This is a genomic window from Asticcacaulis aquihabitans (assembly GCF_032490435.1).
Lineage (GTDB): Bacteria > Pseudomonadota > Alphaproteobacteria > Caulobacterales > Caulobacteraceae > Asticcacaulis.
This window is the reverse complement of the sequence record NZ_JAVGWM010000002.1, coordinates 41,439-66,103: the sequence shown is the minus strand read 5'-3', so window position 1 is coordinate 66,103 and position 24,665 is coordinate 41,439. Positions and strand designations below refer to the sequence as shown.

19 protein-coding genes are annotated in these 24,665 nt (G+C 60.0%); 7 read left to right on the top strand and 12 right to left on the bottom strand.

Going from position 1 to position 24,665, the window contains the following annotated elements; all coding sequences use genetic code 11:
- The first annotated feature begins 68 nt into the window (after positions 1-68).
- The 5 genes from RCJ00_RS07365 (at position 69) to RCJ00_RS07345 (ending at position 7,507) form a co-directional block, all read left to right on the top strand.
- Positions 69-2,552 (top strand): TonB-dependent receptor domain-containing protein, encoded by a 2,484-nt coding sequence (locus RCJ00_RS07365; RefSeq protein WP_316221149.1) that lies wholly within the window; start codon positions 69-71, stop codon positions 2,550-2,552.
- A gap of 116 nt (positions 2,553-2,668) precedes the next feature.
- On the top strand, positions 2,669-4,192 hold the full coding sequence (locus RCJ00_RS07360; RefSeq protein ID WP_316221148.1) for a tryptophan halogenase family protein: 1,524 nt from the start codon (positions 2,669-2,671) through the stop codon (positions 4,190-4,192).
- Positions 4,186-5,394 carry an alpha-galactosidase gene (locus RCJ00_RS07355; protein WP_316221147.1) on the top strand — a complete coding sequence of 403 codons (1,209 nt, stop codon included), beginning with the start codon at positions 4,186-4,188 and terminating at the stop codon, positions 5,392-5,394. The genes RCJ00_RS07360 and RCJ00_RS07355 overlap by 7 nt, the downstream gene beginning before the upstream one ends.
- A gap of 13 nt (positions 5,395-5,407) precedes the next feature.
- Positions 5,408-6,649 (top strand): MFS transporter, encoded by a 1,242-nt coding sequence (locus RCJ00_RS07350; RefSeq protein WP_411267533.1) that lies wholly within the window; start codon positions 5,408-5,410, stop codon positions 6,647-6,649.
- 156 nt (positions 6,650-6,805) lie between these two features.
- The gene (locus RCJ00_RS07345) at positions 6,806-7,507 is read left to right on the top strand and encodes a VIT1/CCC1 transporter family protein (RefSeq protein WP_316221145.1); all 702 of its coding nucleotides are present in this window, start codon (positions 6,806-6,808) and stop codon (positions 7,505-7,507) included.
- A gap of 25 nt (positions 7,508-7,532) precedes the next feature.
- Here the strand turns inward: RCJ00_RS07345 and RCJ00_RS07340 are convergent, their stop codons facing one another.
- The 6 genes from RCJ00_RS07340 to RCJ00_RS07315 all read right to left on the bottom strand — a co-directional run bounded on the left by RCJ00_RS07340 (position 7,533) and on the right by RCJ00_RS07315 (position 15,468).
- Complete coding sequence (locus tag RCJ00_RS07340) at positions 7,533-10,640, bottom strand: efflux RND transporter permease subunit (protein ID WP_316221144.1); 3,108 nt, start codon at positions 10,638-10,640, stop codon at positions 7,533-7,535.
- A gap of 4 nt (positions 10,641-10,644) precedes the next feature.
- The gene (locus RCJ00_RS07335) at positions 10,645-11,550 is read right to left on the bottom strand and encodes an efflux RND transporter periplasmic adaptor subunit (RefSeq protein ID WP_316221143.1); all 906 of its coding nucleotides are present in this window, start codon (positions 11,548-11,550) and stop codon (positions 10,645-10,647) included.
- Positions 11,547-12,926, bottom strand: coding sequence for a TolC family protein (locus RCJ00_RS07330; protein WP_316221142.1), 1,380 nt, complete (start codon positions 12,924-12,926; stop codon positions 11,547-11,549). The genes RCJ00_RS07335 and RCJ00_RS07330 overlap by 4 nt, the downstream gene beginning before the upstream one ends.
- Before the next feature lie 80 nt (positions 12,927-13,006).
- Complete coding sequence (locus RCJ00_RS07325; RefSeq protein ID WP_316221141.1) at positions 13,007-14,374, bottom strand: ATP-binding protein; 1,368 nt, start codon at positions 14,372-14,374, stop codon at positions 13,007-13,009.
- Positions 14,371-15,024, bottom strand: coding sequence for a response regulator transcription factor (locus RCJ00_RS07320; RefSeq protein WP_316221140.1), 654 nt, complete (start codon positions 15,022-15,024; stop codon positions 14,371-14,373). The genes RCJ00_RS07325 and RCJ00_RS07320 overlap by 4 nt, the downstream gene beginning before the upstream one ends.
- 3 nt (positions 15,025-15,027) lie before the next feature.
- Positions 15,028-15,468: an EamA family transporter gene (locus RCJ00_RS07315; RefSeq protein WP_411267527.1), complete on the bottom strand. Its 441-nt coding sequence runs from the start codon at positions 15,466-15,468 to the stop codon at positions 15,028-15,030.
- Positions 15,469-15,661: 193 nt separating this feature from the next.
- Between RCJ00_RS07315 and RCJ00_RS07310 the strand changes: the two genes are divergently transcribed.
- Positions 15,662-16,609: a purple acid phosphatase family protein gene (locus RCJ00_RS07310; RefSeq protein ID WP_316221139.1), complete on the top strand. Its 948-nt coding sequence runs from the start codon at positions 15,662-15,664 to the stop codon at positions 16,607-16,609.
- A 7-nt stretch (positions 16,610-16,616) separates the two neighbouring features.
- On the opposite strand, the gene RCJ00_RS07305 is transcribed toward RCJ00_RS07310, so the two are convergent.
- The 6 genes from RCJ00_RS07305 to RCJ00_RS07280 form a co-directional block, all read right to left on the bottom strand.
- On the bottom strand, positions 16,617-16,964 hold the full coding sequence (locus tag RCJ00_RS07305) for a RidA family protein (protein WP_316221137.1): 348 nt from the start codon (positions 16,962-16,964) through the stop codon (positions 16,617-16,619).
- 23 nt (positions 16,965-16,987) lie between these two features.
- The gene (locus RCJ00_RS07300) at positions 16,988-18,241 is read right to left on the bottom strand and encodes a D-amino acid dehydrogenase (RefSeq protein WP_316221136.1); all 1,254 of its coding nucleotides are present in this window, start codon (positions 18,239-18,241) and stop codon (positions 16,988-16,990) included.
- Entirely contained in the window at positions 18,238-19,362 is a 1,125-nt protein-coding gene (gene alr, locus RCJ00_RS07295; RefSeq protein WP_316221135.1) for an alanine racemase, read from the bottom strand. The genes RCJ00_RS07300 and alr overlap by 4 nt, the downstream gene beginning before the upstream one ends.
- Before the next feature lie 195 nt (positions 19,363-19,557).
- A complete protein-coding gene (locus tag RCJ00_RS07290) occupies positions 19,558-20,400 on the bottom strand; it encodes a class I SAM-dependent methyltransferase (protein WP_316221134.1) in 843 nt (280 codons plus the stop codon).
- Positions 20,401-20,624: 224 nt separating this feature from the next.
- Entirely contained in the window at positions 20,625-21,176 is a 552-nt protein-coding gene (gene pal / locus RCJ00_RS07285; RefSeq protein WP_316221133.1) for a peptidoglycan-associated lipoprotein Pal, read from the bottom strand.
- A gap of 292 nt (positions 21,177-21,468) precedes the next feature.
- Positions 21,469-22,356 carry a LysR substrate-binding domain-containing protein gene (locus RCJ00_RS07280; RefSeq protein ID WP_316221132.1) on the bottom strand — a complete coding sequence of 296 codons (888 nt, stop codon included), beginning with the start codon at positions 22,354-22,356 and terminating at the stop codon, positions 21,469-21,471.
- Positions 22,357-22,555: 199 nt separating this feature from the next.
- Between RCJ00_RS07280 and RCJ00_RS07275 the strand changes: the two genes are divergently transcribed.
- Positions 22,556-24,652: a TonB-dependent receptor gene (locus RCJ00_RS07275; protein WP_316221131.1), complete on the top strand. Its 2,097-nt coding sequence runs from the start codon at positions 22,556-22,558 to the stop codon at positions 24,650-24,652.
- The last annotated feature ends 13 nt before the right edge of the window (positions 24,653-24,665 follow it).

The following is a 24,665-nucleotide window of genomic DNA, read 5'->3' as shown; positions in this document are numbered from 1 at the left end:
CTCATCACGCAGCGCCGGAAAATGTCCCAATAGAAGGCAATCCGTTTCTGCATATAGGAAGCACCAGGATGAACAGTTCAAAAAATACCCATGCACGTCTGGTTAAGGGCGTCTCTCTGGCCGTGCTGGGCGCGGCCCTGGCCTGTGGTCATGCCTTGGCCCAGGATGAGGCGGCTCCCGCTAAAGCAGCGCCGGCCGACGACACCGCCACCACCGTGATCGTCACGGGCGGGCGCAATAATAAGACCAAGATGCAGACCTCTATGTCCATCTCGGCAATTTCCGCCCAGCAGATTCAAGACTTTACGCCCCGGTCGGAAGCCGAAGTCTTTCGCCTGATCCCGGGCATCCAGGCTCAGGACACAGCGGGGCCGGGCGGCAATTCGAATATCGGCGTACGTGGCTTGCCGGTGGTTACCGGCGGGTCGGAATTTGTACAGTTGCAGGAAGATGGCCTGCCCACCGTTTTGTTCGGTGACATGAATTTTGGCAATAACGACTACTGGACGCGTTATGATGCGACGGTTCAGCGCGTCGAAGCAGTTCGCGGCGGCGGGGCGTCCACCTTCGCCTCTCAGGCGCCGGGTGCCATTATCAACTATATCAGCGACACCGGTACGCGTGACGGCGGCATGGTTGCCTTGTCGCGCGGTCTGGGCTTCGATGAAACCAAGATCGATTTTGCTTACGGCGGCCACATCAGCGATACCCTGCGCTTCCATGTCGGCGGGTTCGTCAAGAACGGCAGCGGCCCCACCCATATCGGCTACAACGCCGAGCAGGGATATCAGATCAAAGGGAACATCACCAAGGAGCTGGATGGTGGAAAAGGCTATATCCGCCTGACGTTCAAGCGCCTGGACGATAAGGAGCCGACCTATACCACCATGCCCTCGATCGCGACACTTTCGGGCAACACCATCACCGGCTTCAAGCCCATGCCGAATTTCGACGCCCGCACGGACGGTAACCAATCCATCTATAACCAAACCTTCCAGGTCCTGAACAATTCAGGTCAGCTCGAAACCGTGCCAATGGAAGGTATTCACGTCAAGTCAACCGCTATCGGCGGCGAATATCAATACGATTTCAGCGAAAATCTGTCCGTTCACGACGCTCTGCGCTGGACCGAACAAAGCGGCACGTTCCGCACGCAGTTCCTGAACGTAGCCACCACCGCCAGTGTCATCGGCTCCACCGTTAATGGCCGCACTGTCGGGTCCATCCTGTATGCCAACGGTCCCAATCAGGGCAAGGCCTATACCGGCACCTATCTGAACAACAATCCCAATATCGACACCAATATGAGCGATATGGGGTCTTTCGTGAACGACCTGACCCTGACCGGAAAGCACGAATTGAGCTTTGGTACGCTCACGGCCAAGGCGGGCTGGTTCTATATGCGCCAGACAATCGCACAGGACTGGCATGTCAACCGGTCCTATGCCGAACTGAGCGGTGACAATCCGGCCCAACTCGATCTGTTTACAGGGCCGAACGGTACGGGCACACAATTGACCGCCGCGGGCCAGGCCGGATTTAACGACAACTGGGGCAGCTGCTGTTCGCGGGCCTACGATCTGACCTATGTCGATGACGCGCCGTATCTGTCGCTCGACCTGGTCACCGGGCCTTTCGATATCGACGCCAGCATCCGTCAGGACTCGATCAAGGCAAGCGGCAGCGCCTTAGGCGGTGTTACCGGCCCGAACACGACGGTGACCGATGCGCTCGGAACCGCTGTTCTACCCTCCCTGATTGCAGGCGGAACGCCCGAAGTTCTTGATTATACCAAGAAGTATACTTCCTGGTCGATCGGCGCCCTCTACAAACTGACGCCGAACACAAACCTGTTCGCCCGCGCCAGTCGCGGTGGCCGATTCAATGCCGACCGGCGGATTCTGGGCGGCAATTTCAATGCTGACGGCAGTTTGAACGCACAGGGCGAGACCACTGCGGTCAATTTCGTCGAACAAAAGGAAATCGGCGTCAAGCGTCAGGCGCGGTTCCATGATGTGGCCTACGACTTTGAAGCCACCTACTTCACGGCCGACCTGACCGACAACAATTACGACTTTACCCGTATCACCCTGGGCCTGGACCCGGTCATCAGCGAGCACTATTCCGCCCATGGCTTCGAATTGTCCGGAAACCTGCGCTATGGTCACTTCAGCCTGTACGGTGACGGAACGATCATCGACGCCAAGGTCAAATCCACCGGCATCGCGCCAGGAGCCTTACCGGACTATACCTTCCTGCTGTCTCCATCCTACACGGTCGGCAAGGTCTCGGTCGGTGTCAGCATTAACGGCCAGGGCAAAAGTTATGCCTCCAGCGGTCAGCACGTCGACGGTCAGACCTTCGTCAATGGCGTGTTGAAGTTCCGCCCGACCGACGGACTGGAATTGGCTTTGAACGCCAATAACCTCTTCAATACGCTTGGTTACCGCGGGAGCGGCAATCTCCTGCAAACCAGTGCGACATCGGGAATTTTCTCGAATTCCGCCGTGCTGGGGCGTACGGTCACGGCGTCGCTACGGTACACGTTCTAACAGACCCTGATCCCGGTTCTCACCCGCCGGGATCGGGCTGAACGGACACTGTCCGCTTAGGCAGTGTCCGTTCTTTCCTCTTTTTCAGGCATCTCTTTTTCTTCAGGCGTCCGCCCATGACCGCGACAGATCGCAGCATTCGCAAGATCGTTATTGTCGGCGGTGGCTCCGCTGGCTGGATGACGGCGGCGGCGCTCAGCAATGCCTTACAGACCGGCTGCCAAATTACGCTGATCGAATCCGAAGAGATCGGCACGGTCGGTGTCGGCGAAGCCACCATTCCTCCTATCAAGATGTTCAATCAGACCCTGGGGCTGGATGAGAATGCGTTTCTCAAGCGGACCCAGGGCACCTTCAAACTTGGCATACAGTTTGTTGATTGGGGGCGCCGCGGCCATAGCTATTTTCACCCCTTCGGCACCTATGGCCGGCCGTTCGATACGGTCAACGCCCATCACTTCTGGCAACGGGCGTTTGAGGCGGGTAGGGCTTCCAGCCTGGATGACTATTGCATGGCGTGGGCCGCCGCGTCACGGGGACGGTTCGCGCCCCCCTCCGCCGATCAGCGCAACGTCTTGTCAACCTACGATTACGCCTACCATTTCGATGCCGGGCTATATGCGCGTTTCTTGCGTGAATATGCCGAGGCTCGCGGGGTTCAGCGTTTGGAAGGTAAGGTATCGGACGTCGCACTGGACGCCATGTCCGGTCATGTTACCTCCGTTCAAATGGACGACGGTCGCCGCATTGACGGTGAGTTGTTTATCGATTGCTCAGGGTTTCGCGGCCTGCTTATCGAAGGCGCGTTGAACACCGGTTATTGTGGGTGGACGAAATGGCTGCCCTGCAACCGCGCCGTGGCCGTACCGTGCGCCGCCACGCCCGAACCTATCCCCTATACCCGCGCCACTGCGCGCGAAGCCGGCTGGCAATGGCGCATCCCGCTCCAACACCGGACCGGCAATGGTTATGTCTATGCCGCCGATCACATCAGCGATCAGGCTGCGGCAGACGACCTCATGGCCAATCTGGACGCCCACACCCTGGCGACGCCTCGCTATCTGCGTTTTGTTACCGGTCGCCGCCGGTTGTTCTGGAATCGTAACGTCATCGCTATCGGTTTATCGAGCGGTTTCATCGAGCCTCTGGAATCGACCAGCCTGCACCTCATACAAGCCGGCATCGCCAAATTGCTGGCCTTCTTTCCGGATCTGGATTTCGATCCGATGACGAGAGATGAGTATAACCGTGTGTCGATCAACGAGATCGAGCGCATTCGCGATTTCATCATTCTTCACTATCGCCTGACGACCAGAACGGACAGCGCGTTGTGGCGCTATTGCGCCGCCATGGACATCCCCGACACATTGACGGAAAAAATCGAGCATTTCCGCCAATATGGCCGGTTGATCCAGCGTGATTTCGAACTGTTCGGACCGGCGTCATGGCTGGCCGTGCAGGTCGGACAATTGAATAGGCCCCAAAAGGCCGACCCGCTCATGGCCTATCGAACGCTGGATGCCGCGCCCTGGCTCGACAAGCTGCGCGAGGCCATGGCCGCGGCCGCCGCCGGGTTGCCAACTCACAGGGCCTATATCGACCGCTATTGCAAGGCTGAACAGGAAGCACTCTCATGTTGAAACTCTTGATGAAGGTGCTGTTTGCGGCGTGCCTTTTCGTTCGCGTCGTCAGTCCCGCCTACGCCGAAGACGGCGTCCAGCTCCATGTCCCCGATAACGGCCTGGCACGCACGCCGCCTATGGGATGGAATTCCTGGAACAAGTTCGGGTGCGACATCGACGAAGATAAGATCCGAGCTGTCGCCGATGCCCTTGTGGCCTCGGGCATGAAGGCAGCGGGGTACACCTATGTGGTTATCGATGATTGTTGGCAAACCGGGCGTGACGCCAACGGAAATATTGTTGCGGATGTCGTTAAATTTCCGTCGGGAATCAAAGCTCTCGGTGACTATATTCATGCTAAGGGTCTGAAGTTCGGCATCTATTCGGATACCGGAATTGCGACCTGCCAGGGCCGGCCCGGCAGCCGGGGGTACGAATATCAGGATGCGCGTACCTATGCCGGATGGGGTGTCGACTATCTTAAATACGATTGGTGCAATACGGCGACGCAGGATGCGCGGTCGTCCTATATGCTGATGGGCGATGCCTTGGCGAAGTCCGGTCGGCCGATCCTGTTCAGCATATGCGAGTGGGGCAAGCATGACCCATGGGAATGGGGGCGTGCGGTCGGTGGCAATATGTGGCGCACCACAGGCGATATCTGGGACAACTGGGAAGGGGAAGGCAACCATGGCGACTGGTTCGGCGTGCTGGACATTCTCGACCGCCAGGCCAATCTGTACAGCCATGCCGGACCCGGCGGCTGGAACGATCCCGACATGCTGGAAGTTGGCAATGGCGGCATGACGCCGGACCAGTATCGCGCACACTTTAGTCTGTGGGCCATTCTGGCTGCCCCGCTGATCGCCGGCAATGATCTGGCCCATATGGACGCGGGGACGCTTGATATCCTAACCAACCACGATGTCATCGCCGTCGATCAGGACGTGTTGGGCGTCCAGGGGCGCCGAGTGTACCGGAATGGCGACCAGGAGGTCTGGGCTAGGCCGCTGTCCGACGGCGGCCGGGCACTCGTGCTCTTGAACCGTAGCAAGACGGCGCAGACGATCACTGCCGCCTGGACCGATATCGGCTATCCGTCGCAGGCGCGCTTGCAGGTTCGCGATCTGTGGCTGCATAAGGAAATGGGTGCGTTTACCGGCCAGTACAGGGTGACCGTCCCGGCCCAGAGCGCCGTCATGATCCGGCTTCATACCTAAAGAGATAAAGGCGATTACCATGTCCACCTCTCACGCTCGGCCGGAACAGGCATCTTTGCGCGCCATCCGAATATTGACCTATCTGATGTTCATGATGTTTGCCATGACCACTGATAGCGTCGGCGTCATCATTCCCGAAGTGATCAAGGCTTTCAACCTGACCATGGCCGAGGGTGGCGCCTTCCAGTATGCCACTATGGGCGGTATAGCCTTGGCCGGACTGGGCTTGGGCTTCCTGGCCGATCGGCTGGGGCGCAAGGGCACCATCATGCTGGGCCTGGTTTTGTTTGCCCTGAACGCCTTCCTGTTCGCTGTCGGCGACCGCTTCGGCTTTTTCCTCGTGCTCCTCTTTGTTTCCGGGGCGGCGATCGGGATTTTCAAAACCGGCGCCCTGGCCCTGATCGGCGATATATCCTCATCTACGGCCAGTCACACGCGGACCATGAACATGGTCGAAGGCTTTTTTGGCGTGGGCGCCATTATCGGACCCGCCCTTGTCACGCAACTGCTTCATGCCGGCTTGTCTTGGAAGTGGCTGTATGTGATCGCGGGCGTCTTGTGCTTGCTCCTCATCGTCGTGGCCCAGGTTGTGAAATATCCGCACAGCGTCCGTCATGCGGATGCGCCGCCAAGTCTGGGCGTCACTCTCAAGGTGCTGGCCGACCCCTTCGCCCTGGCATTCAGCGTCGGTGCCATGCTTTATGTCGGCGTGGAGGCGGCCATCTATGTCTGGATGCCGACCCTGCTTAAGGCCTATAGCGGATCGTGGCTGTTTCTGGCGACCTATGCCTTGTCGATCTTCTTTATCCTGCGGGCGGCAGGCCGTTTCCTGGGGGCGGCCATGCTCGCCAAACTCAGATGGACCAGCGTCTTAGTTATATGCTCCGCCGCCATCTGCGTCTGTTTCTGCGCCGCGATCATCGGCGGCGCGTCGGTGGCCATTATCAGTCTGCCGGTGTCGGGCCTGTTCATGTCGGTGATCTATCCCACCTTGAACTCGAAGGGGATAAGCTGTTTCCCCAAGCAGCAGCACGGCGCCGTCAGTGGTGTAATCCTGTTCTTCACCTGCCTTAGTGCGGCGGTCGCCCCCTTTGTCATGGGCGCGGTCAGCGATGCCTTTCACAGCCCGTGGTACGGCTTTGGCGTCGCCACCGCCCTGTCGGCTGTCCTGTGCCTGATCATGATCGCAAACGCGGTGAGCGGATTGAGCGACAAACGTCTGGCCCTGCTGGATACGTCCGAATATTCGTCCTGAGGCGATGACAGGGCTATGGGCTCACTTGTGAGAACTGAACGCAGAGGCATTCTCAACTTATTGATCACATTGATATTTTTTATGCCTTTGGGGCTGGGGAGGCTTGTCAGGCCGTCATTGGCATTCTAAGTTGATCTCCACACTTTGGAGGTGATCATGGCCGCTAAGCATGCCGCTCACGAAAGGCATTTCATTTCCAGGGTTGGCTGGCTTCGTGCCGCCGTGCTGGGTGCAAACGACGGCATTATTTCCGTCGCCAGCTTGATTGTCGGTGTCGCGGCAACGCAGTCGGATAAGGGCACCGTCGTTCTGACCGGTCTGGCGGCATTGGTCGCCGGTGCTCTGTCCATGGCGGCAGGAGAATATGTCTCCGTCAGTTCTCAGGCCGATACCGAACGGGCGGATCTGGAGCGAGAGCGTCAGGAACTGGTGGATTTCCCGGCTGCCGAATTGGAAGAGCTGACCCAGATCTATGTCGGGCGCGGATTGACGCGGGAACTGGCCGAAGTCGTTGCGACCCAGTTGATGGCCAGCAATGCGCTGGAGGCCCACGCGCGGGACGAACTGGGCATTTCCGAACACATGCAAGCCCGCCCGGTCCAGGCCGCGCTGACATCGGCCGCAACCTTCGCCTCTGGTGCCATATTGCCGCTGGTCGCCCTGCTTTTAAGTCCGCGCCCGCTTGCGGTATGGACGGTTACGGCATCTGCGCTTGTCTTCTTGGGTCTACTAGGGGCGCTGGGAGCGACAACTGGTGGCTCCAAAGTGACAAAGGCCGTGGTGCGCGTTGTCTTCTGGGGCGCAATCGCCATGGCGGTGACGGCCGGGGTCGGTCATATCTTCGGCACGACGCTGTGATTGGCGCAATGGTGTAAACTCGCAGCTACGTGTTCGGCGTGGACGTGGCGCTGCGCGGTTGACGAAATTTCCAGATCATGGCCGGCAGGACCAGAAGACTCATAAGGGTGGAGGTAATCAGGCCGCCCAGGATCACAATGGCCATAGGACCTTGGATTTCCCGGCCCGCTTGTCCGGTGCCGAAGGCGAGGGGCAACAGGCCCAAGGCCGTAACCAGTGCGGTCATCAAGATGGGTGTGACCCGTTCCTGGGTCGCCCGAACGACGGTTTGCAGCGACCAGTCGTGACCGTCTTCAGCCAATTGCTGGACATGGGCCAGGAGCAGGATGGCATTGCGGGCGGCCACGCCGATGAGGGTCACGAATCCGACGAGCGAACCCAGCGACAGGCTGGCGCCTGTCAAGGCGACGGCGGCCACGCCACCGACCAGAGCGAATGGCGCCGAGGCGACGACAAGAGCCACGGCGCGAGCGCTGCCGAACGCCAGGGTCAGAAGGGCGATGATCCCCACGATCGCCATGGCGGTATTCAACAGCAATTCGTTGCGGGCTGCATTTGCGTCGTCGGCGACGCTGACATATTCGACATAGACGCCTGGCGGTAGTTTGACATGCGCCTCTATCGCGCGCTGCGCGTCCTGGGTAACGGTGGCGACGTCGGCCGGGGCCGGATTGGCCGTAACCGTCTCAACCAGCCGGCCGCCGTTGTGTGAGATGATCGTCCGGCTTTCGCCCAGCGTGACCTGGGCAATATCGCCGAGGCGCGCGACCGATCCGTCAGGCCCGCGCACCAGCAACTGGGCCACGCCTTCCGGGCTCTGGCGCAATTCGTTGGGCAGGGTGACGGCGACATCGAGCACCCGGTCATTGCGGTAAATCTGAGCGGCGGTCGCGCCTTCATAGGCGATTTGCACCGCCCCCAGGATATCCACCGGAGTCAGACCGCGTTGCGCCGCCGCAGCGCGGTCGATATCGATATGCACGCTGGGTGTTGACGGCGGGGTCTGGACCTTGACGTCGCCGGCCGCCTTGATTTTGGACAATTCAGTGGATACATGCGCGGCCGTTGCCGCCAACGTGTCAGCATCGCCGCCGTACAGATTGACCGCCAGGGCTGCGGTTTCGCCCGTCAGGGATTCACCGATACGGTCGCCCAGAAAGGTGAGGACTTCGGTTTCCAGACCGGGATAGCCGTCAAGCACGGTGTGTATCCTGGCTTCGATCTCATCCTGCTTGCGGCCAGACAGACGCGGTTTCAATTCGACGTGAAACTCGCTCTTTTCCGGCCCCCAGGTGTCTTCGCCGCCTTCTGAACGGCCGATCTGCTGTTCCACCGATGCGATGCCGTCGATGGCCAAAAGATCCTGCGAAATGGATTCGCCGTAGCGCCGCATAACCGACAATGAGGTGCCGGGGTGAGCCGATACGCCCAGTACGAAATGGCCTTCCTTGAAGGACGGCAATAATTCGCCGGAAAAAAAGAAAAGGCCCGCGATCGCGGCGGCGCTGACCAGGCCAGCGGCCGCGAACAGGACGCGCGGTCGGTCACAAAGCCGATAAAGAACGCCGGCGTGCCAGGCCTTCAGCTGGACCAATGCGCGCGGCTCGTCCGGAAGCTTAGTCCTTTGCAGGAAAATCAGGCTGAGCGCGGGCGTCACGATAATGGCGACGGCCAGGGAAATCAGGGTCGACAGGATGAAGGCCAGGGCAAGCGGCGCGAAAAAGGCGCCTTGCAAACCGTGCATCATCAACACTGGTACCAGGATCAGGGCGACGACGAGGGTGGCGTATATGACCGGTGAGCGCACCTCCAGCGACGCGCGCAGGATTGTGTCCGTAACGCTGGCGTCTTCCGGTCGTTCCCGGAGACGATGGACAATGTTTTCGACGTCGATCACCGCGTCATCGACCACGACACCCAGCGCCACGGCTAACCCGCCCAGGGTCATGGTATTGATGCTGAGCCCCATGCGGTCCATCACCATCACGGTTGCCAGAAGCGATAGGGGGATGCTGATGAAGGAAATCAGGACGGTCTTCAGGTTACGCATGAAGACAAACAGGATGACAGCAATCAGCACCGCGCCAATCAGCAGGTCGTCCAGAATGCCGGACAGGGCCGTTTCGATGAAGTTGGCCGGGCGATGGAGATTGGCGGACATGGTGATGCCCTGCGATTTCAGGGCAGGCGTCATGTCCGCCAAGGCGGCCTCGACATCGCGGGTGACTTTAAGGGTGTTGGCGCCGTACTGGCTCGACAGGGAAATCAGCACGCCCGGTTGTCCCATGACGACAGCATCACCGAAGTCCGGGGCCGGCGCTTCGACGACCTCGGCCACGTCACCGATATGCACGATGGCGGCCGGACCGTTTGCGGCGGCCAAAGCGGGGGGCAGTGGCGTGGCAGCAATATCGGCGAGGGTGGCGGCCTGCGCCTTTGGCTCGACCAGGATGCGCTGCTCGGACGTGTCGATGAAACCGCCACCGCTCATCGCGGTTGATGTTTGCGTGGCCTTGAACACGTCGTCCAGGCTGAGGCCACGCGCAGACAGGGCTTCCGGATTGACGCGTACCTCAATGCGCCGCACGCTGCCACCATAGACGGTGGCGCGGGCCACCCCCGGCACGGCCATCAGGCGTGGCCGCAATTGCCATTGCACGAAATCGCGCAATGCCTGTGGGTCCAGTTTTTCACTGACGAATCCGACCTTGAGCAGGTCCATGGTAGACGAGGTCAGGGGCGCCACCTTCGGCGTCTTGGCCCCGGCGGGGAGGTTCGCGGCGGCTTCGTTCAACGCCTCGGCAACGATTTGGCGAGCGCGATACGGGTCTGCACCCGCCTTGAAGGTGACATTGACCAGACTTAGCCCCTGGATGGACTGCGACCGGACGCTCTGCACGCCTGCGGCGCCATTGATTGCCTGCTCGACCGGGCGGGTGACAAGTTGTTCGACCTGATCGGCAGCCAAGCCGGGCGCTTCGGTCTGCACCTCGGCCTGGGCGGGTACAAAGTCGGGGAAGACATCGTAATTGGCACGGGTGAGGGTAAAACCACCAGCCACAAGCAGCAAACAGGCGGCCAGGGCAACCAGGCGGGCATGGGCGAGGCTCAGCCGGACAAGCGAACTCAGCATGGGGCTACTCGTCTGCAGGGCGGGAGGTGGCAGCGGTGAGCAGGACGGAAGCGCCTTGCACGACCAGGGATTCGTTGGCGCTGAAGCCCGCGGTGACGATCAGGCCTTCGGGTGTGACGCGCGCCGGCGTGACGATACGCCGAACAAAGGTTTGCGGGCCAGTCTTGACATAGGCATAGACCTTGCCGCCGCTGCGCAACAGGGCCGTGTTCGGTATCAAAAGGCCAGTCGTGCCGCCGCCGCCGTATAATGACGCCTTCATGGTCAGGCCTTTGCCGAGATACGCGGCGTCTGCGCCGGTGACCAATGTCATCACGCCTGGCGACTGCAAGCGCGCGTCGGCGGTCCGGGCAATGCCGAGCACGCGGGCCTCTACCGACCCGATGGCGCCGAGATCAAGCATCGCCGACCGGGCCCCTTTCAATCCTTGTCCGGAAGGCGTGTCGATCCGCACCAACGCCGCCTTGCCGCTCGACAGGTCGCTGCCCAGTTGCCGCAGGGCCGTGTCCGACAGGCCCGCAAAATAGGCGCCCCATTCCAGTCCGACACGTTGTCTGAGCAAGGTCACCTTTGCCTGGTCGGCGCGCGCCTGGGCCTGGGCGGCTTCGGCCGCCTTCGCGGATACGCTGGCATCGCGGGCTAGGGTCTGACTGCGGGTCGCCTCCGCCTGCGACGCCGTATAGGCCGATTGCGCGGCTGCCAGATCACTCAGGAGGGTCAGAAGCGGGGTTGGATCGGCAACGGACGCGAAGGCGCTGGTCGCATCGGAACTATGGGCCGGCTGAATGGGCGCGACACGGATTTGCAGCCGCGTCTGGGTCTTGCCGTCCAATTGCAGGGGCGTGTCTTGCGCCTGGACGGCGCTTGCGGCGAGCATCAGGGTAAGGGCAGCGGTGGTCAGCAATTTCACTTGTGTACCTCGGTCGTCGCGGTCTCGGCCAGGACGTCGGCCAATATAAGGGTATCGGTGGCGTCTAGGGATTGATGCAGGGCGTCTTCGAGTGCCAGGCGATCCATGCGGGCGTTACGTTCGGCCTGCAAGGCGCTCAACGCCGCCTGCGTGGCATTGATTTGCGCCAGTTGCACCTCGGTCGTGTCGGATTCACCGGCGGTGCGCATCCGTTCGGTCCTCGCCGCCATGTCGCGCGCGGCGGGAAGGTCGCTGTCCGTGATCGTACGCGCCGTGGCAAGGCCCGCACCATAGGCCGTGGCGGCCTGACTTGCGGTTGATCGCGTGCTGCGGACGACGGCTTCCAACGTTTTTCCGGCCGCCAGCCGAGTCGACTGCGCGGCGTTTATGACTGCCCGATTTCCGTCAAGCGGTGGCAAGGTCAAGCTGAGAGACAGGGGCAATTTGACCTGTCCGCGTTCCCAGGTATATCCGGGTTGGATGTTGATGTCGGGGTATTGCGCGGCGATTGCCTGCCGCAGATCGTTTTCGGCGAGGTCGTAGTCGATGACGGCGGTCAGGACGTCGGCGCGGGCATATAAGGCGGCATCGATCCGCGTCGTCACTTCGGACGGGTCGACCTCAGCCAGCGGTGCCAACGCAATCGCTGGCAAGCTTTCGGCGGTTGCCGGATCCGTATCGAGAAGGTGTGCCAATGCGGCTATCGCCTGAGTCTTATTGGCCTGGGCCTGCGCCAAGGCCTGTCGCGCGCCCGAAACATCCAGTGCGGCCTGGGCGGCCAGACCGCGAGCGTCTTCGCCTGCATTGACGCGCGCCTGAAGCACAGCCAGATAGGCGGCACGCCGGTCGAGTAAAGATTGCGCAATGCCGACTTCACGGCCCGCCAGATCCGCATCGACGGCCGCCGTTTGGAACTGCTGCCGGACGCGCCACGCGGCTTCTGCAAGCGCATAGCGCGCCTTGACGGCCGCCAGGTCTGCGGCGGTTACGCGCGCCTGTCGACGGGCACCTAAGTCAAGCGGAATGCCGAGGGCCCCGCCGTAGAGCCAGGGCTTTTTCGGATCTGCATCCCTCGAATATTCCGCGGTGAGGGTAAGCGACAGGGAGGGCAGGTTGCGTGCCGATTTTTGAGCCTGTTCCGCCGCATGTAAAGCCGCGCGTGCGGCGGTGAGGGTCGGATCATGGCTTAAGGCAAAGCGCAAAAGAGTGGGGCGGTCGGCATCGAGGGGGAAATCGCTGAGGCCCGTGCGCGGTTGACCCAGCGTTGCCATGTTCAGCGGGGCCGGCTGATACGAAGCGCATCCCGTCAGGATCGAGCCTGAAATAGCCAGATAAAGACCCAGAGCAAGCGGCTGGAAACGAACAGTCGGGAACATGCAGGGGCCTTTCAAACGCCAAAAAGCTTTACCGGGCTAAGCTGAAGCGAAACTGAAATGCCTTCCGGGAGGTGAAACGGTCATATCGTAAACTCAAGCTTTACACTGAGTCCTACGCCATCGGCAGGCGTAAACAGGACTATGTTCGCCCCCAGCAAGTCACCCAGCGTCTTGACGATGGCGAGTCCCAGCCCACTGCCGCTTTCCGTGCGCCCCTTCAGCCGATAAAAGCGGGCGAAAACGCGTTCGCGTTCACCTTCGGGTATGCCCGGTCCGCGGTCGCGTACGACAAGCGATGCGCCGCCCGAGGTGACGGCTACGCTCAGTTCGACGCTGCTACCGTTGGGCGCGTACTTTATGGCATTGTCGACCAGATTGCCGATCATCAGGGCCAGTAGCGGCCGGTTCGATAGCAGGCTTGCCTCTTCGTCGCCGTTCAATGACAGTTCGATCGTTTTGGCCTTGGCTTTGGCGTAATGGTCCCGGATGACATCACTCGCGGCCTGATACAGATTGACGGGCACAGGCTGTATCGGTGTGTGCCGCACCCGGGCCAAAATCAACAGTTGATCAAGAAGGCGCGCTGCCCGGTTCACGCCCTGGCTCAGGTCGTCGAGCATCGGCTGCCGTTCGGCGTCGTTGGTGGCATTGCGCAGGACGTCCATCTGCACGACCAGGGCGGCCAGCGGTGTGCGCAATTCGTGCGCGGCGTTGTCAGTAAACAGGCGTTCCTGGGCCAAGGAGCGTTCCAGCTTGTCCAGCACTAGGTTGACCGACTCGGCGACGGGCGCGATTTCAGCCGGAAGCGTATCGTGGTCGACCCGCGATAAATCGTCTGGCGATCGGCGCCGCACATCGGCGGCGAAGCGTGTCAGGTCGTTAAGCCCGAATCGAATGCCCAGCCAGACCATCAGGAGAATGACCGGCAGGACAAGCAGCAACGGCAGACAAAGGCCCCACACGACCCGGACGCTGACTTCGCGTCGCGCCGCCAGGCTTTCTGTCACTACAACGGTGAGATCGTTTTCCGGCGCCCGTAATGTAAAGACGCGCCAGTCGCCGGTTGCGGTTTTCAACTGACTGAACCCTGTCGGCAGATGAGGCGTCAATCCCGAAGGACCGCCGTCCGATGCCAGCAACAACTGCCCTTTGCGCCAGACGCGGTAGGTGCGCCAGCGCGCATAATCGTCCAAAGCGGCCTGGTCGCCGGTCGCCAGATGGGGATCATTGCGCCCGACACGCATGTCGGCGGCGGAGCCGTCAGTTCGGGCAATGATCGCCAGTTGCTGGGCGGCGCTGATCAGTTGCGAGTCGTACACTTCCGAAATTTCATCCTGGGCGCTGAGATAGGCGATGAACCCAATCAGTCCGATGACAATCAGAAAGGGTGCGGCGATGCCGATCAGCAATTGGATAGTGAGGGAGGGGCGTCGCGTCTTCGGCATCATGGATTGACCACATAGCCAACGCCACGGATCGTGGTGATCAGGTCGCGTCCGATCTTCTTGCGCAAGGTGTAGATGGCGGCCTCTATGGTGTTGCTTTCGTAGTCGCCGTCCCAGCTATAAATTTGCGCCTCTATATCACTTTTACTGAGAATACGCCCTGTCCGCGTCGTCAACAGCTCGAGAATCTGGAATTCGCGCGCGGTCAGTTTCAACCACTCGCCATCCTTGCGGACCGTGCGCGCGCCGGTGTCTATTTCGATATTGCCCAGAACGATAACGGACTGGGATCGTCCCTGACTGCGCCGGTGTACCGCGCGCAGCCGCGCCAGCAGTTCGGACAGGGCGAAGGGCTTTACGATATAGTCGTCGGCGCCGAGGTCCAGGCCTTCGATGCGGGCGTCCAGCCCGTCGCGGGCGGTCATGATGATCACTGGCAGGTCGGAGGTCCGGCGCAACGCCTTGAGAAGCTCAAGCCCCGATATGCCCGGCAGGTTTATATCGAGGATGACCGCCGCGTAGCTATTGGCTTTGATCGCTTCGTCAGCACTTTCGCCGTCTGTGAGCCAGTCCGGCGTATAACCGGCCTGAACGAGGCCCGTAGACAGGGCCTTGCCCAGCATCGCATCATCTTCGACGAGCAGAACACGCATCTGTTAGGCCGTCCGCCACGCGACCATAATGGCGCCACCGGCGATCATGGCGACGCCCAGCCAGTTCGGCACACTGAGCTTTTCGCCAAGGAACAAGACGGCGAAGATGGCGACAAAGACGACGCTGAGCTTGTCGATCGGGGCAACGCGCGATGCATCTCCGAGCTTGAGCGCCCGAAAGTAGCAGAACCAAGATGCACCGGTTGCGAGCCCTGATAAGACAAGAAATAGCCAGCTGCGTCCGGATATCGCTGATGGCGCTTGCCAGCTGTTGGTGGCCAGGACGGCGATACCCGCCGCCACGACGATTATAGCTGTGCGAATAAAGGTCGCCAGGTTCGGATTGACCGCCTCCACGCCAATCTTGGCAAAGATGGCGGTCAGGGCAGCGAAAGCCGCTGACAGAAGCGCCCAGAAGGGCCAGGTCAGAATCAGATTTTTCATTCCAGACTCCGGTTAAATCCCGGCGCGACTCCCGCGACATCTTGGTAGAGTCATAGCGCATGGCGTTGAGTGGCGCATGCGCTTTCTCAGGTCCGCGTCTTGGGATAAGGGCGCGACCTGAAGGGAAACTGAAGCGCCCGATATTAAACCGTCATATTCCTCTGTCATGCCTTACCTATCAAGGAGCTTCCCGATGACAGAGATGAAAACCGACCGCCGCGATGTATTGGCTGGCTTGACCGCCGCCGCTGGCTTGACCCTGTCGGGTCGGGCTCTGGCAAAAAACAATGACCTGTCTTTCCTGGTCGTCGGTGACTGGGGACGTAACGGGACGGAACACCAAGCCGATGTTGCGCGTCAGATGGACGCCGCGGCAGGGGAAACAGGCAGCCGTTTCACAGTTTCCGTCGGAGACAATTTCTACGAAGACGGCGTGCAGTCGGTTGACGACCCGCTATGGAAGACCTCGTTCGAAGACATCTATACCGGCGCCAATTTGCAAACCCCCTGGTATGTTGCCCTTGGCAATCACGACTATCGCGGCGTGCCGCAGGCGCAACTGGATTATGCTCTTACCAGCCCGCGGTGGAAGATGCCGTCGCGTTATTACAAGGTGTCCGGCCAGGACCACGGTTTCGGCGCCGCCGATATCTTCTTGATCGATACGTCACCTTTGGTTCATGCCTACGCCAACAAGCCGGGCAAACTCGGGGAAAACGTCAATAGTCAGGACAGCGCCGCGCAACTGGCGTGGCTGGATCAAGAATTGGGAGCCTCCACCGCCCGATGGAAGATCGTCTTTGGCCATCACACCCTCTATTCCGGTGGCAGCGGACATGGTGACACGCCGGAAATGATCGAAAGGGTTTTGCCCATTTTGCAGGCCCACAAGGTGCCAGTGTACATCAATGGTCATGACCACGACCTGCAACACATCCGTCGCGCCGGCGTCGATATCATCTGTTCCGGAGCGGGTTCGGAAGTCCGTCCGGTCAAGGCCGTCGAAGGCACGAAATTCTGCGCGGCGCAATCGGGTTTCACCATGGTCACCGTGTCTGACGACGCCTTGACCTTTGCCTTCCGTAATTATCGCGGTGAAACCCTTTATCGCTCAAGCGTGTCCGCACCCGCGAAAGCGTAAAGAGCACTCAGGGCAGGGCGGCGACCACGATAACTTCGACCAGATAGTCGGGCGAGGCTAGCTTGACCTCGCCGGTGGCGCGGGCGGGTGGATTGGCCGGGTCGATCCAGGCCTCCCAGACACCGTTCATCGTGCCGAAATCGGCCATATCGGCCAGCCATATGGTGGCGCTCAATATCCGGCTTTTGTCTGTACCCGCCTGGGCAAGCAGGTCATCGACCTCTTTCAGGGCAAAGGCCGTTTGCTCCGCCACGGAGGTGCCGGGTTCTCCGACCTGACCGGCCAGATAGACGGTGCCGTTGTGGATGACGGCCTGGCTCATGCGGGCGCCGGGGTCGATGCGGGTAATGGTCATTTAGGTCTCCTGAAAGTTATAACTTATGCCGGGCTGTATCGGCTGATCGCTAGATCGTCCGTCGCTATCGCGGGACGAACGCCTGAAATCAGGTCTGAAAGTACTCGTGCCGAACCACAGGACATGGTCCAGCCCAGCGTTCCGTGGCCGGTATTGAGATAAAAGTTGCGATAGCGCGTCCGTCCGATCACTGGCGTGCCGTCGGGTGTCATGGGACGCAGGCCGCACCAGAATTGGGCTTGTGTTTGATCACCGGCCCCGCCGAACAGGTCTTCGACGGAGTGGGTCAAGGTGGCGCGACGGGCCGCGGGCAGGTCGAGGTTGAAACGGGCAATTTCCGCCATACCGCCGACGCGGATGCGGTCGCCTAGTCGGGTGGTCGCGACCTTATATGTTTCGTCCATTACAGTAGACACCGGCGCGCGCGCTTCATTGATGATAGGTAGGGTGATGGAATAGCCCTTGACCGGATAGACAGGCAGATCCAGGCCCAGTGGGCGAACCAGTTTCGGCGTATAGCTGCCGAGCGCGCCGACGAAGAGATCAGCCGTTATGTCGCCGGTTCCGGTTTCAACCGCCGCTATGCGCTCACCATCATGGCGCAAGGAACGGATGTCGACATTGTACAGAAACTTGACGCCCAGAGCTTCGGCACGGCGGGCCAGTTCCGTCGTGAATTTGTGGCAGTCGCCCGTTTCGTCATTGGGCAACCGCAGGCCGCCCACGATCTTGGAGGCATCAATGCCGGGCTCAACGGCCTTGCAAGCGGCGGAATCGAGCAGTTCGAAGGGTACGCCCCCGGCTCTTAGAACCTCGACATCCTTGCCGATATTGTCGATCTGCTTTTGCGTGCGGAAGACTTCCAGCGTGCCTTGCATGCGCTGGTCGTACTGGATGCCGGTCTCTGCGCGCAGGTCCATAAGGCAGTCGCGCGAATATTCCGCGATGCGAACCATGCGGCCCTTGTTCAGGGCATAGCGCTCGCGGGTGCAGTTGCGCAACATGGCCAGCATCCAGCCTATCGTGGCGGGATCGAGGGTTGGCCGCACGATCAGGGGCGCATGTTCCATGAACAGCCACTTGAGCGCCTTTTGCGGAATGCCCGGCGCGGCCCATGGCGACGAATAGCCGGGGGATATCTCTCCAGCGTTGGCAAAACTGGTTTCCAGCGCTGCGCCCGACTGACGATCGATGATGGTGACGTCATGACCGGCCTTGGCAAGATACCAGGCAGAGGTGACACCGATGACGCCGGCGCCGAGAATGACGATATTCATGTGGCCCTCAGATAGTCGCGATAATACCGGCGGCCGAGCGCCGTCAGGATTTCATAGGATATGGTTCCGGCATCGGCGGCGATGGCGTCGATGGATTGGTGTGGCCCCATCAGTTCGACCAGATCGCCCGGCGCCAGGGCATCGGCCGGCAGGGCGCTGATGTCGATGATGATGCTGTCCATGGACACCCGTCCAACAATCGGCAGCCGGACGCCATCCAGCCAGGCCGCGCCACGATTGCTCAATCCGCGCGGCAGGCCGTCGGCATAGCCCGCCGCAATGGTCGCCAGGCGCATCTCCTGCGTTGCGGTGAACGTGCCGCCATAACCGATTTGCGTACCCGCAGGCACAGAGCGCGTCTGGATGACCGCGACGTCGAGCCGCACGACGGGGGTCATGGGATTGGCCACGCCGACGTGGGGTGCGCCACCATAAAGCGCAATGCCGGGGCGAATGATGGACGGCTGGTATGCCGGGCCCAGAAAGGTTCCGCCGGAATTGGCGAAGCTGACCGGGATATCCCCGAAGCGGGCGGCAATGTCGTGCATGACCGCTAATTGCCGGTCATTGGCCGAATTGGCGGGTTCATCGGCACAGGCTAGGTGGCTCATCAGGAAACGCAGGTCGAAGCGCGCTTTAAGCGCGTCCGGGTTGAGACGCGCAGAATCGGCGGGCGAAAGGCCCAGGCGGGACATGCCGGTATCGAACTGCAGGATGGCGGGTAGTTTCCGGCCACGGGCGACACCTTCCGTCGCCCACCGTTCGATCTGGTCCGGCGCGTTCAGGACCGGAATAATATCGGCATTGGCGCAGGCCGCTTCGGCCCCGGGCAGAAGACCGTTCAGAACGCAAAGATCGGCGTCGCCAGGAAGCTCTTGGCGCAGCATTAGGGCTTCGCTGGCGTGAGCGACGAAAAACAGCCGGCAGCCGGCGTCATAAAGGGTGTGGCTCACCGGCTCGACGCCGAGGCCATAGGCATCGGCCTTCACCACGGCGGAGACCTGTGCGGTGGGCGCTTGCGCCTGAATGCGTCGGTAATTGGCCGCAACGGCGGCCAGGTCGATGGTAAGAACGCCGCCCATCCCCAAGGCGAGGGCGCGTGATTTGGCGGTGGCAAGCATGGTCAAGGTTCCGGGGGAGCGGTAAGATCAGGCTATGATAGGCAAGACGGGATGTGCTGTCGATTTTTCGACGAAATACGCGAAGCCGGTGCCGCTTTTGCGCGTTTTTCTCAATTTTGCGCAACAATATTGCGTCAGTCCGCATCTGCGTCGTCAGACCGGCTTTTGTGAGGATATCGCTCTGTCGCGGGACAATCAGGGTGTTCGGTTTACGGCGACGAACACAAGGCCGTGTCCTAGCAGGCCGGTCTTTTCCGCGAAAAGATTGGGTAACGGATAGGCGACGTATTTCTTTAGCCAAGTCACTGCTTTGATCAGGCGTTCAAGATACGACCCGGCGGGAAGCTTTTTCCGAAGCCACGTACGCAGGCCGATCGTCATGACAATGCCGTATGGTGACGGGAACCCGATATATACCACCTCAAAGCCGGCGCCCCGCAGGGTATCGGCGAGCGTTTCGCGGGTGAATTGGTTGACGTGTTCAGGCCAGTACAGGGCAATTGACGCCTTACCGCGCAGATATCGCGCCAAACCTTTGTAGTTTGGTACAGACCCGGCAATGACGCCGTTTGGTGCCATCTTGGCGCGGACGGCGGCCATGAACTCGCGAGGATATTTGATGTGTTCGAGGACTTCGAACACGGTAAAAAGTGTCAAATCTCCTGGCATATCGCTCAGGGTCAGGTCGCGAATATCGACACCGAAAACCTCGTGGCCCACCTTCTGTGCGGCGGGATTGGTTTCAATACCCATGGCATCAAAGCCGAGCGATCTTTGCGCTGCGACGGCAATGCCAACCCCAGCGCCGAAGTCGATGGATGTGCCTGTTGTGTGTTCAACCTCGGCGCGACGGAGCAGTCCGGCAATGAGCGCGGCGCGATCGGACACGGCACGCTCATAACTGGATGGGTCGTGACCGGAATTATACAGTTCGCGGCTCTTATAGTGATCGTGCAGAAACTGATCGGACGGATACGGGTGCATGGCTACAAAATTGCAAACATTGCACTGCGCCGTGTGGTAAGCCGGGTCGGTCAATTTATACTTTAAGGTCAAATCTCGCGATTGACACGAGGGGCACGCATTGTCGTCCTGGATCATTCGTCAACCTCTCAGCGAATCGTACCCTAGCACTCTTCTGAATGGTCTGCGATCTGAACGTTCAGTCGTGACGTAGGGGACTGCAATGAGGCGTCAGCCGCAAATAACATTGGCTCCGGCAGCGCTGAGGATACCGGAGCCAAGCGTTTTTTTGGTAACGCCTACAGCGCGCCGGAGACGATCGTGGTGTGGGCGTTGCGGTTCTTTGCCCACGCGTCTTCGCCTTCGCCCGTATCGATCGGGCTTTCCTTGCCGTAGGAGATGCTGGTGATGCGGCCCGGGACGACGCCCTTGCTGACAAGCAGATCAATGACGGCCTGTGCACGACGCGCGCCAAGAGCAAAATTGTATTCACGTGTGCCGCGTTCGTCGGCATTGCCTTCAATGCGCACCTTCACCGACGGATAGCGTACCAGCCAGGCCGCCTGCGCCGTGATTGTGGCCGCGGCATCGGGCCGAAGGCTCGACTGGTCGGTGTCGAAGAAAACGCGATCCCCAACATTGACAACAAAATCCTGTTCCGATCCCGGACGGGCGCCGGTGGCTTGCGGCGAAGCGGTTGGCGTCGGCGGAACATAGGCGGGCGTCTCGGCGGGCGCGGTGGTCGCCGGCGGAGTCGTCACTGCGACGGTTTTAGGCTTCGTCGTACACCCGGCGATGGCCGCGAGCAGTACAGCCGCGAGCGCGAGATGTGCGGGAGAGAGCTTTTTCATTTTGTTTCCTTTTTGCCAAGGCGGTTTATGGTCTGGCAACACATGCCCCGGGCAGCCGACATAGTCGCTACCCAGGATTTTGTGATTTCGGGAGAGGTTGTGACGCGCTACGGAACATCCGAAAGCAGAGGGCGGTTAATTGACCGTCACCCGCGCCGCAAATGTAAGCTCCCCGGTTACACTGCGTTACAGTTCGTGATAGCTGTCCGATTATGAACCTAATATGAACGAGATCATCAACCGGCGGTCGCCGACGCGCGTATCGTTGCACCTGACAACATTGTGACCCGCATCAGCGCACGCTGACCGCTGGGAGGTTGTCCATTAGCCAGTCGCGAAATTGAATCATGGCTGGGGTTTCAGATTTTGACTGAAGGCGGGTCAACCAGTAGCTGCCGCGCGAAACATAGATATCAAAGGGCTGGACGATTTGGCCCGATGACAATAGGCGCTCAAACATAAGGGGAGGCGCCAGGGCGATGCCTACGCCCTGAACCGCCGCTTCCATCATGGCCAGGGAGGAGTCGAACATAAGGGCACGTGTCAGTGGAGGACCGCTGCCTAGCCCGGCTGCTTCGAACCAGCCCGACCATTCATCAAGGCGGTATGAGCGTAAAAGGGTCTGAGAGAACAAATCCTTCGGGTTGCGCAGGCCGGCGGCGATCTGGGGCGGACACAATACCGACAGGGGGGCGTCGAATAGACGAACGGCGTGCGTGTCGTGCCAGGCGCCGTTACCGAACCGGATCGCGTAATCAAGGCCTTCGGAGGCGATATCGACACGATTATTATTGGTGGATAGGCGCAGGTCGATGTGCGGGTGCCGTTCCCGTAAACCGGTCAACCGTGGCAAAAGCCATCCGACGGTAAACGTGCCAACTGCGCCCAGGGTGAGGATTTCGCGCACATAGCCGGCGTTAAACCGGTCGAGCAGATCGGCCATGCGGTCAAAGGACTCGGTCAGGACCGGCAGCAGAGCTTCGCCTTCCGCCGTGACCCGCAGACCTCGCGGCAGGCGTTTGAACAAGGTGACGCTTAGCTGGTCTTCCAGCAGTTTCACCTGATGACTGACCGCCGCCTGGGTCACGTGCAGTTCTATGGCGGCGCGCGTGAAGCTCAAGTGCCGGGCGGAGGCTTCAAACGCGCGCAGGGCGGTGAGGGGCAAGTGAGGCCGGGGCACGTTAGATCCAAATTTTTCTAATACCTCAACCCAATTATCATGGTTTGTGCTCGGTAAAAAGGCCTGCTATTTCAAAAGCACACTCTGTCCTCGCCAATCGTGACCATCGGCTGACGGATCTCAATTCCTAATGAAAAGTTAATATCGTTGTCATGTGGTGAACAGCGGAGGATATGCCGTGTTTTTAAAAATACTTCTGATGACCACCGCGGTCGCTGTCTCTTCGGCGGGCTGGGTGTCGGCTCAGGAGACCGGCCCGTCATCCGCCCAGGCGACCGGAGATGATACGCAAACCCAAGTGGTCGTGACCGGACGAAAGAAAGCGGTCACGCGGAAAATCGACAAGACCGTCTACAACACCGCCGACAATCCAAAGTCGGAAAACGGAACAGCGCAGGATGTTCTGCAATCCACGCCGACGGTCTCGGTGTCTGCGGAGGGGAGTATCGCGGTCAAGGGCAATCCCAATGTCACGGTCCTGATCAACGGCAAGCCATCCGCCGTCATGTCTGGGGAAACCCGTGCCGTTGCGCTGCAGACCCTGTCCGGATCGGACATCGCCAGCGTCGAAGTCATTACAAACCCGTCCGCCGCCTACGCTGCAAATGGGGGTGCGATTATCAATATCGTCCTTAAAAAGAACCGTAAGGCCGGTGCCCACGGCTCCGTTCGCGCAAGCGCGACCGATCAAGGCCTGTGGAATGTGAACCTGTCGGGCGACTATACAAAAAATAAGCTGTCCTTGCACGCCAGTCTGGGCGTGCGTCGTGACGGAAATCTCAAATTCCGCCAATCCGATGTGAACTGGCGCGATCCTTTAACCGGGAAGGCAGGAGAAAATCAGCAGTCCTCAAAGGTGTTTGTCCGCAGATGGGTGCAAAATGCCAGTCTGGGTCTGGATTACGACCTGAGCGAAACGGACAGCGTGAGCGCGTCCGGCACCTATAATTTTCGCCGCTCACGGCCCTATTTCGATGAATTCCACCAGGATTATGAGGGGGGCGCTCTAACGGACGCTTATCACCGCATATCCAAGGGGCCTAACCAGCAATCCGACAGCAGCCTCACTCTGGGTTACAACCATCAGGACGACGATACGATCGTAAAGGCGGCAATACAGCACAGCGACACAGTCAATCTGGTCGACAAGTCGTTTCGGAACCTATTTGTCTACCCCCAGACGCCGCCCGGTTACGAACGCATATTGAACAAGGCAGGCCATAATCTTGATCAGGCCACATTTGACTATGCCCGCCCGGTGACCGGCATAGGTCAGGTGACCGTCGGGATTGAATATCGCCGGGACGCTAACCGGATCGGCAATTATTTTGCCAGCGTTGATCCGCTGACCGATGCGGAAACCGTGGATTTTAACGCTACGCATCGTTACCAGGTGGTAGATACCCAGAAAGCGGCCTACGTCACCGCCCAGGTAACGTGGGCGAGCCGGTGGGAAGCCCTGATCGGTGCGCGTTTCGAAGCAGTGACGACCCGTCTGGAGGGCGAACACCGCACTGCCATTCGGGGCGCCTCCTACCAAAGCCTCAATCCCAGCCTGCACCTGAAATACAGCTTGGACGGCGACAAAAGCCTGTCGCTCAGCTACCGGCAAAGCCTGCAAAGGCCAGATCCACGCGATCTCAGTCCATATACGACCTACTGGGACGCCCAAAACCTCTTCGTCGGCAATCCCGATCTGAAGCCGCAACCGGTCAAGTCATTGGAACTGACCTATGAAAGCAGCCGTGAAGATTTGAGCCGTAGTTTCGGCGTGTTTTATCGTAGAAGCACAGATACGGTCGTCGATGTTCGCACCTTTACCGCCGACAATATTCTCCTCAACAGCAAGCAAAATGCCGGCAAGGGACTGTCGACCGGTCTTACCGGGTCTGTTGATTGGCGCCTGCCCAAAGGCTTTCACATAAGTACCGATGCCAGCGTCTATTACCTCGAACTGGATACGATTGACCTGACGGTGCCGGTGCATCAATCCGGGCTCTCCTACTACGCCAACCTGGCCATGGACTATAGCTCAGGGGCAAACGATTTTGCCTTCGACGCCCATGTGACGGGACCAAGCCTTACGCCCCAGGGCACTGAGTCTGCCACCAACACGATCAATGCGACTTGGAAAAGGCGCCTGACGCCGCGCCTGACCTTTACCCTCAGCGCCAGTGATATCCTCGACGGATCTAAGCAAAGCTATAGTACCGATACCTCAACCTTCACCCAGAGGGGCTACAACCATTTTGTCGCGCGGCGGGTTTATGTTGGTTTGGTGTACAAGATCGGATAGGGCAGTACGGGCC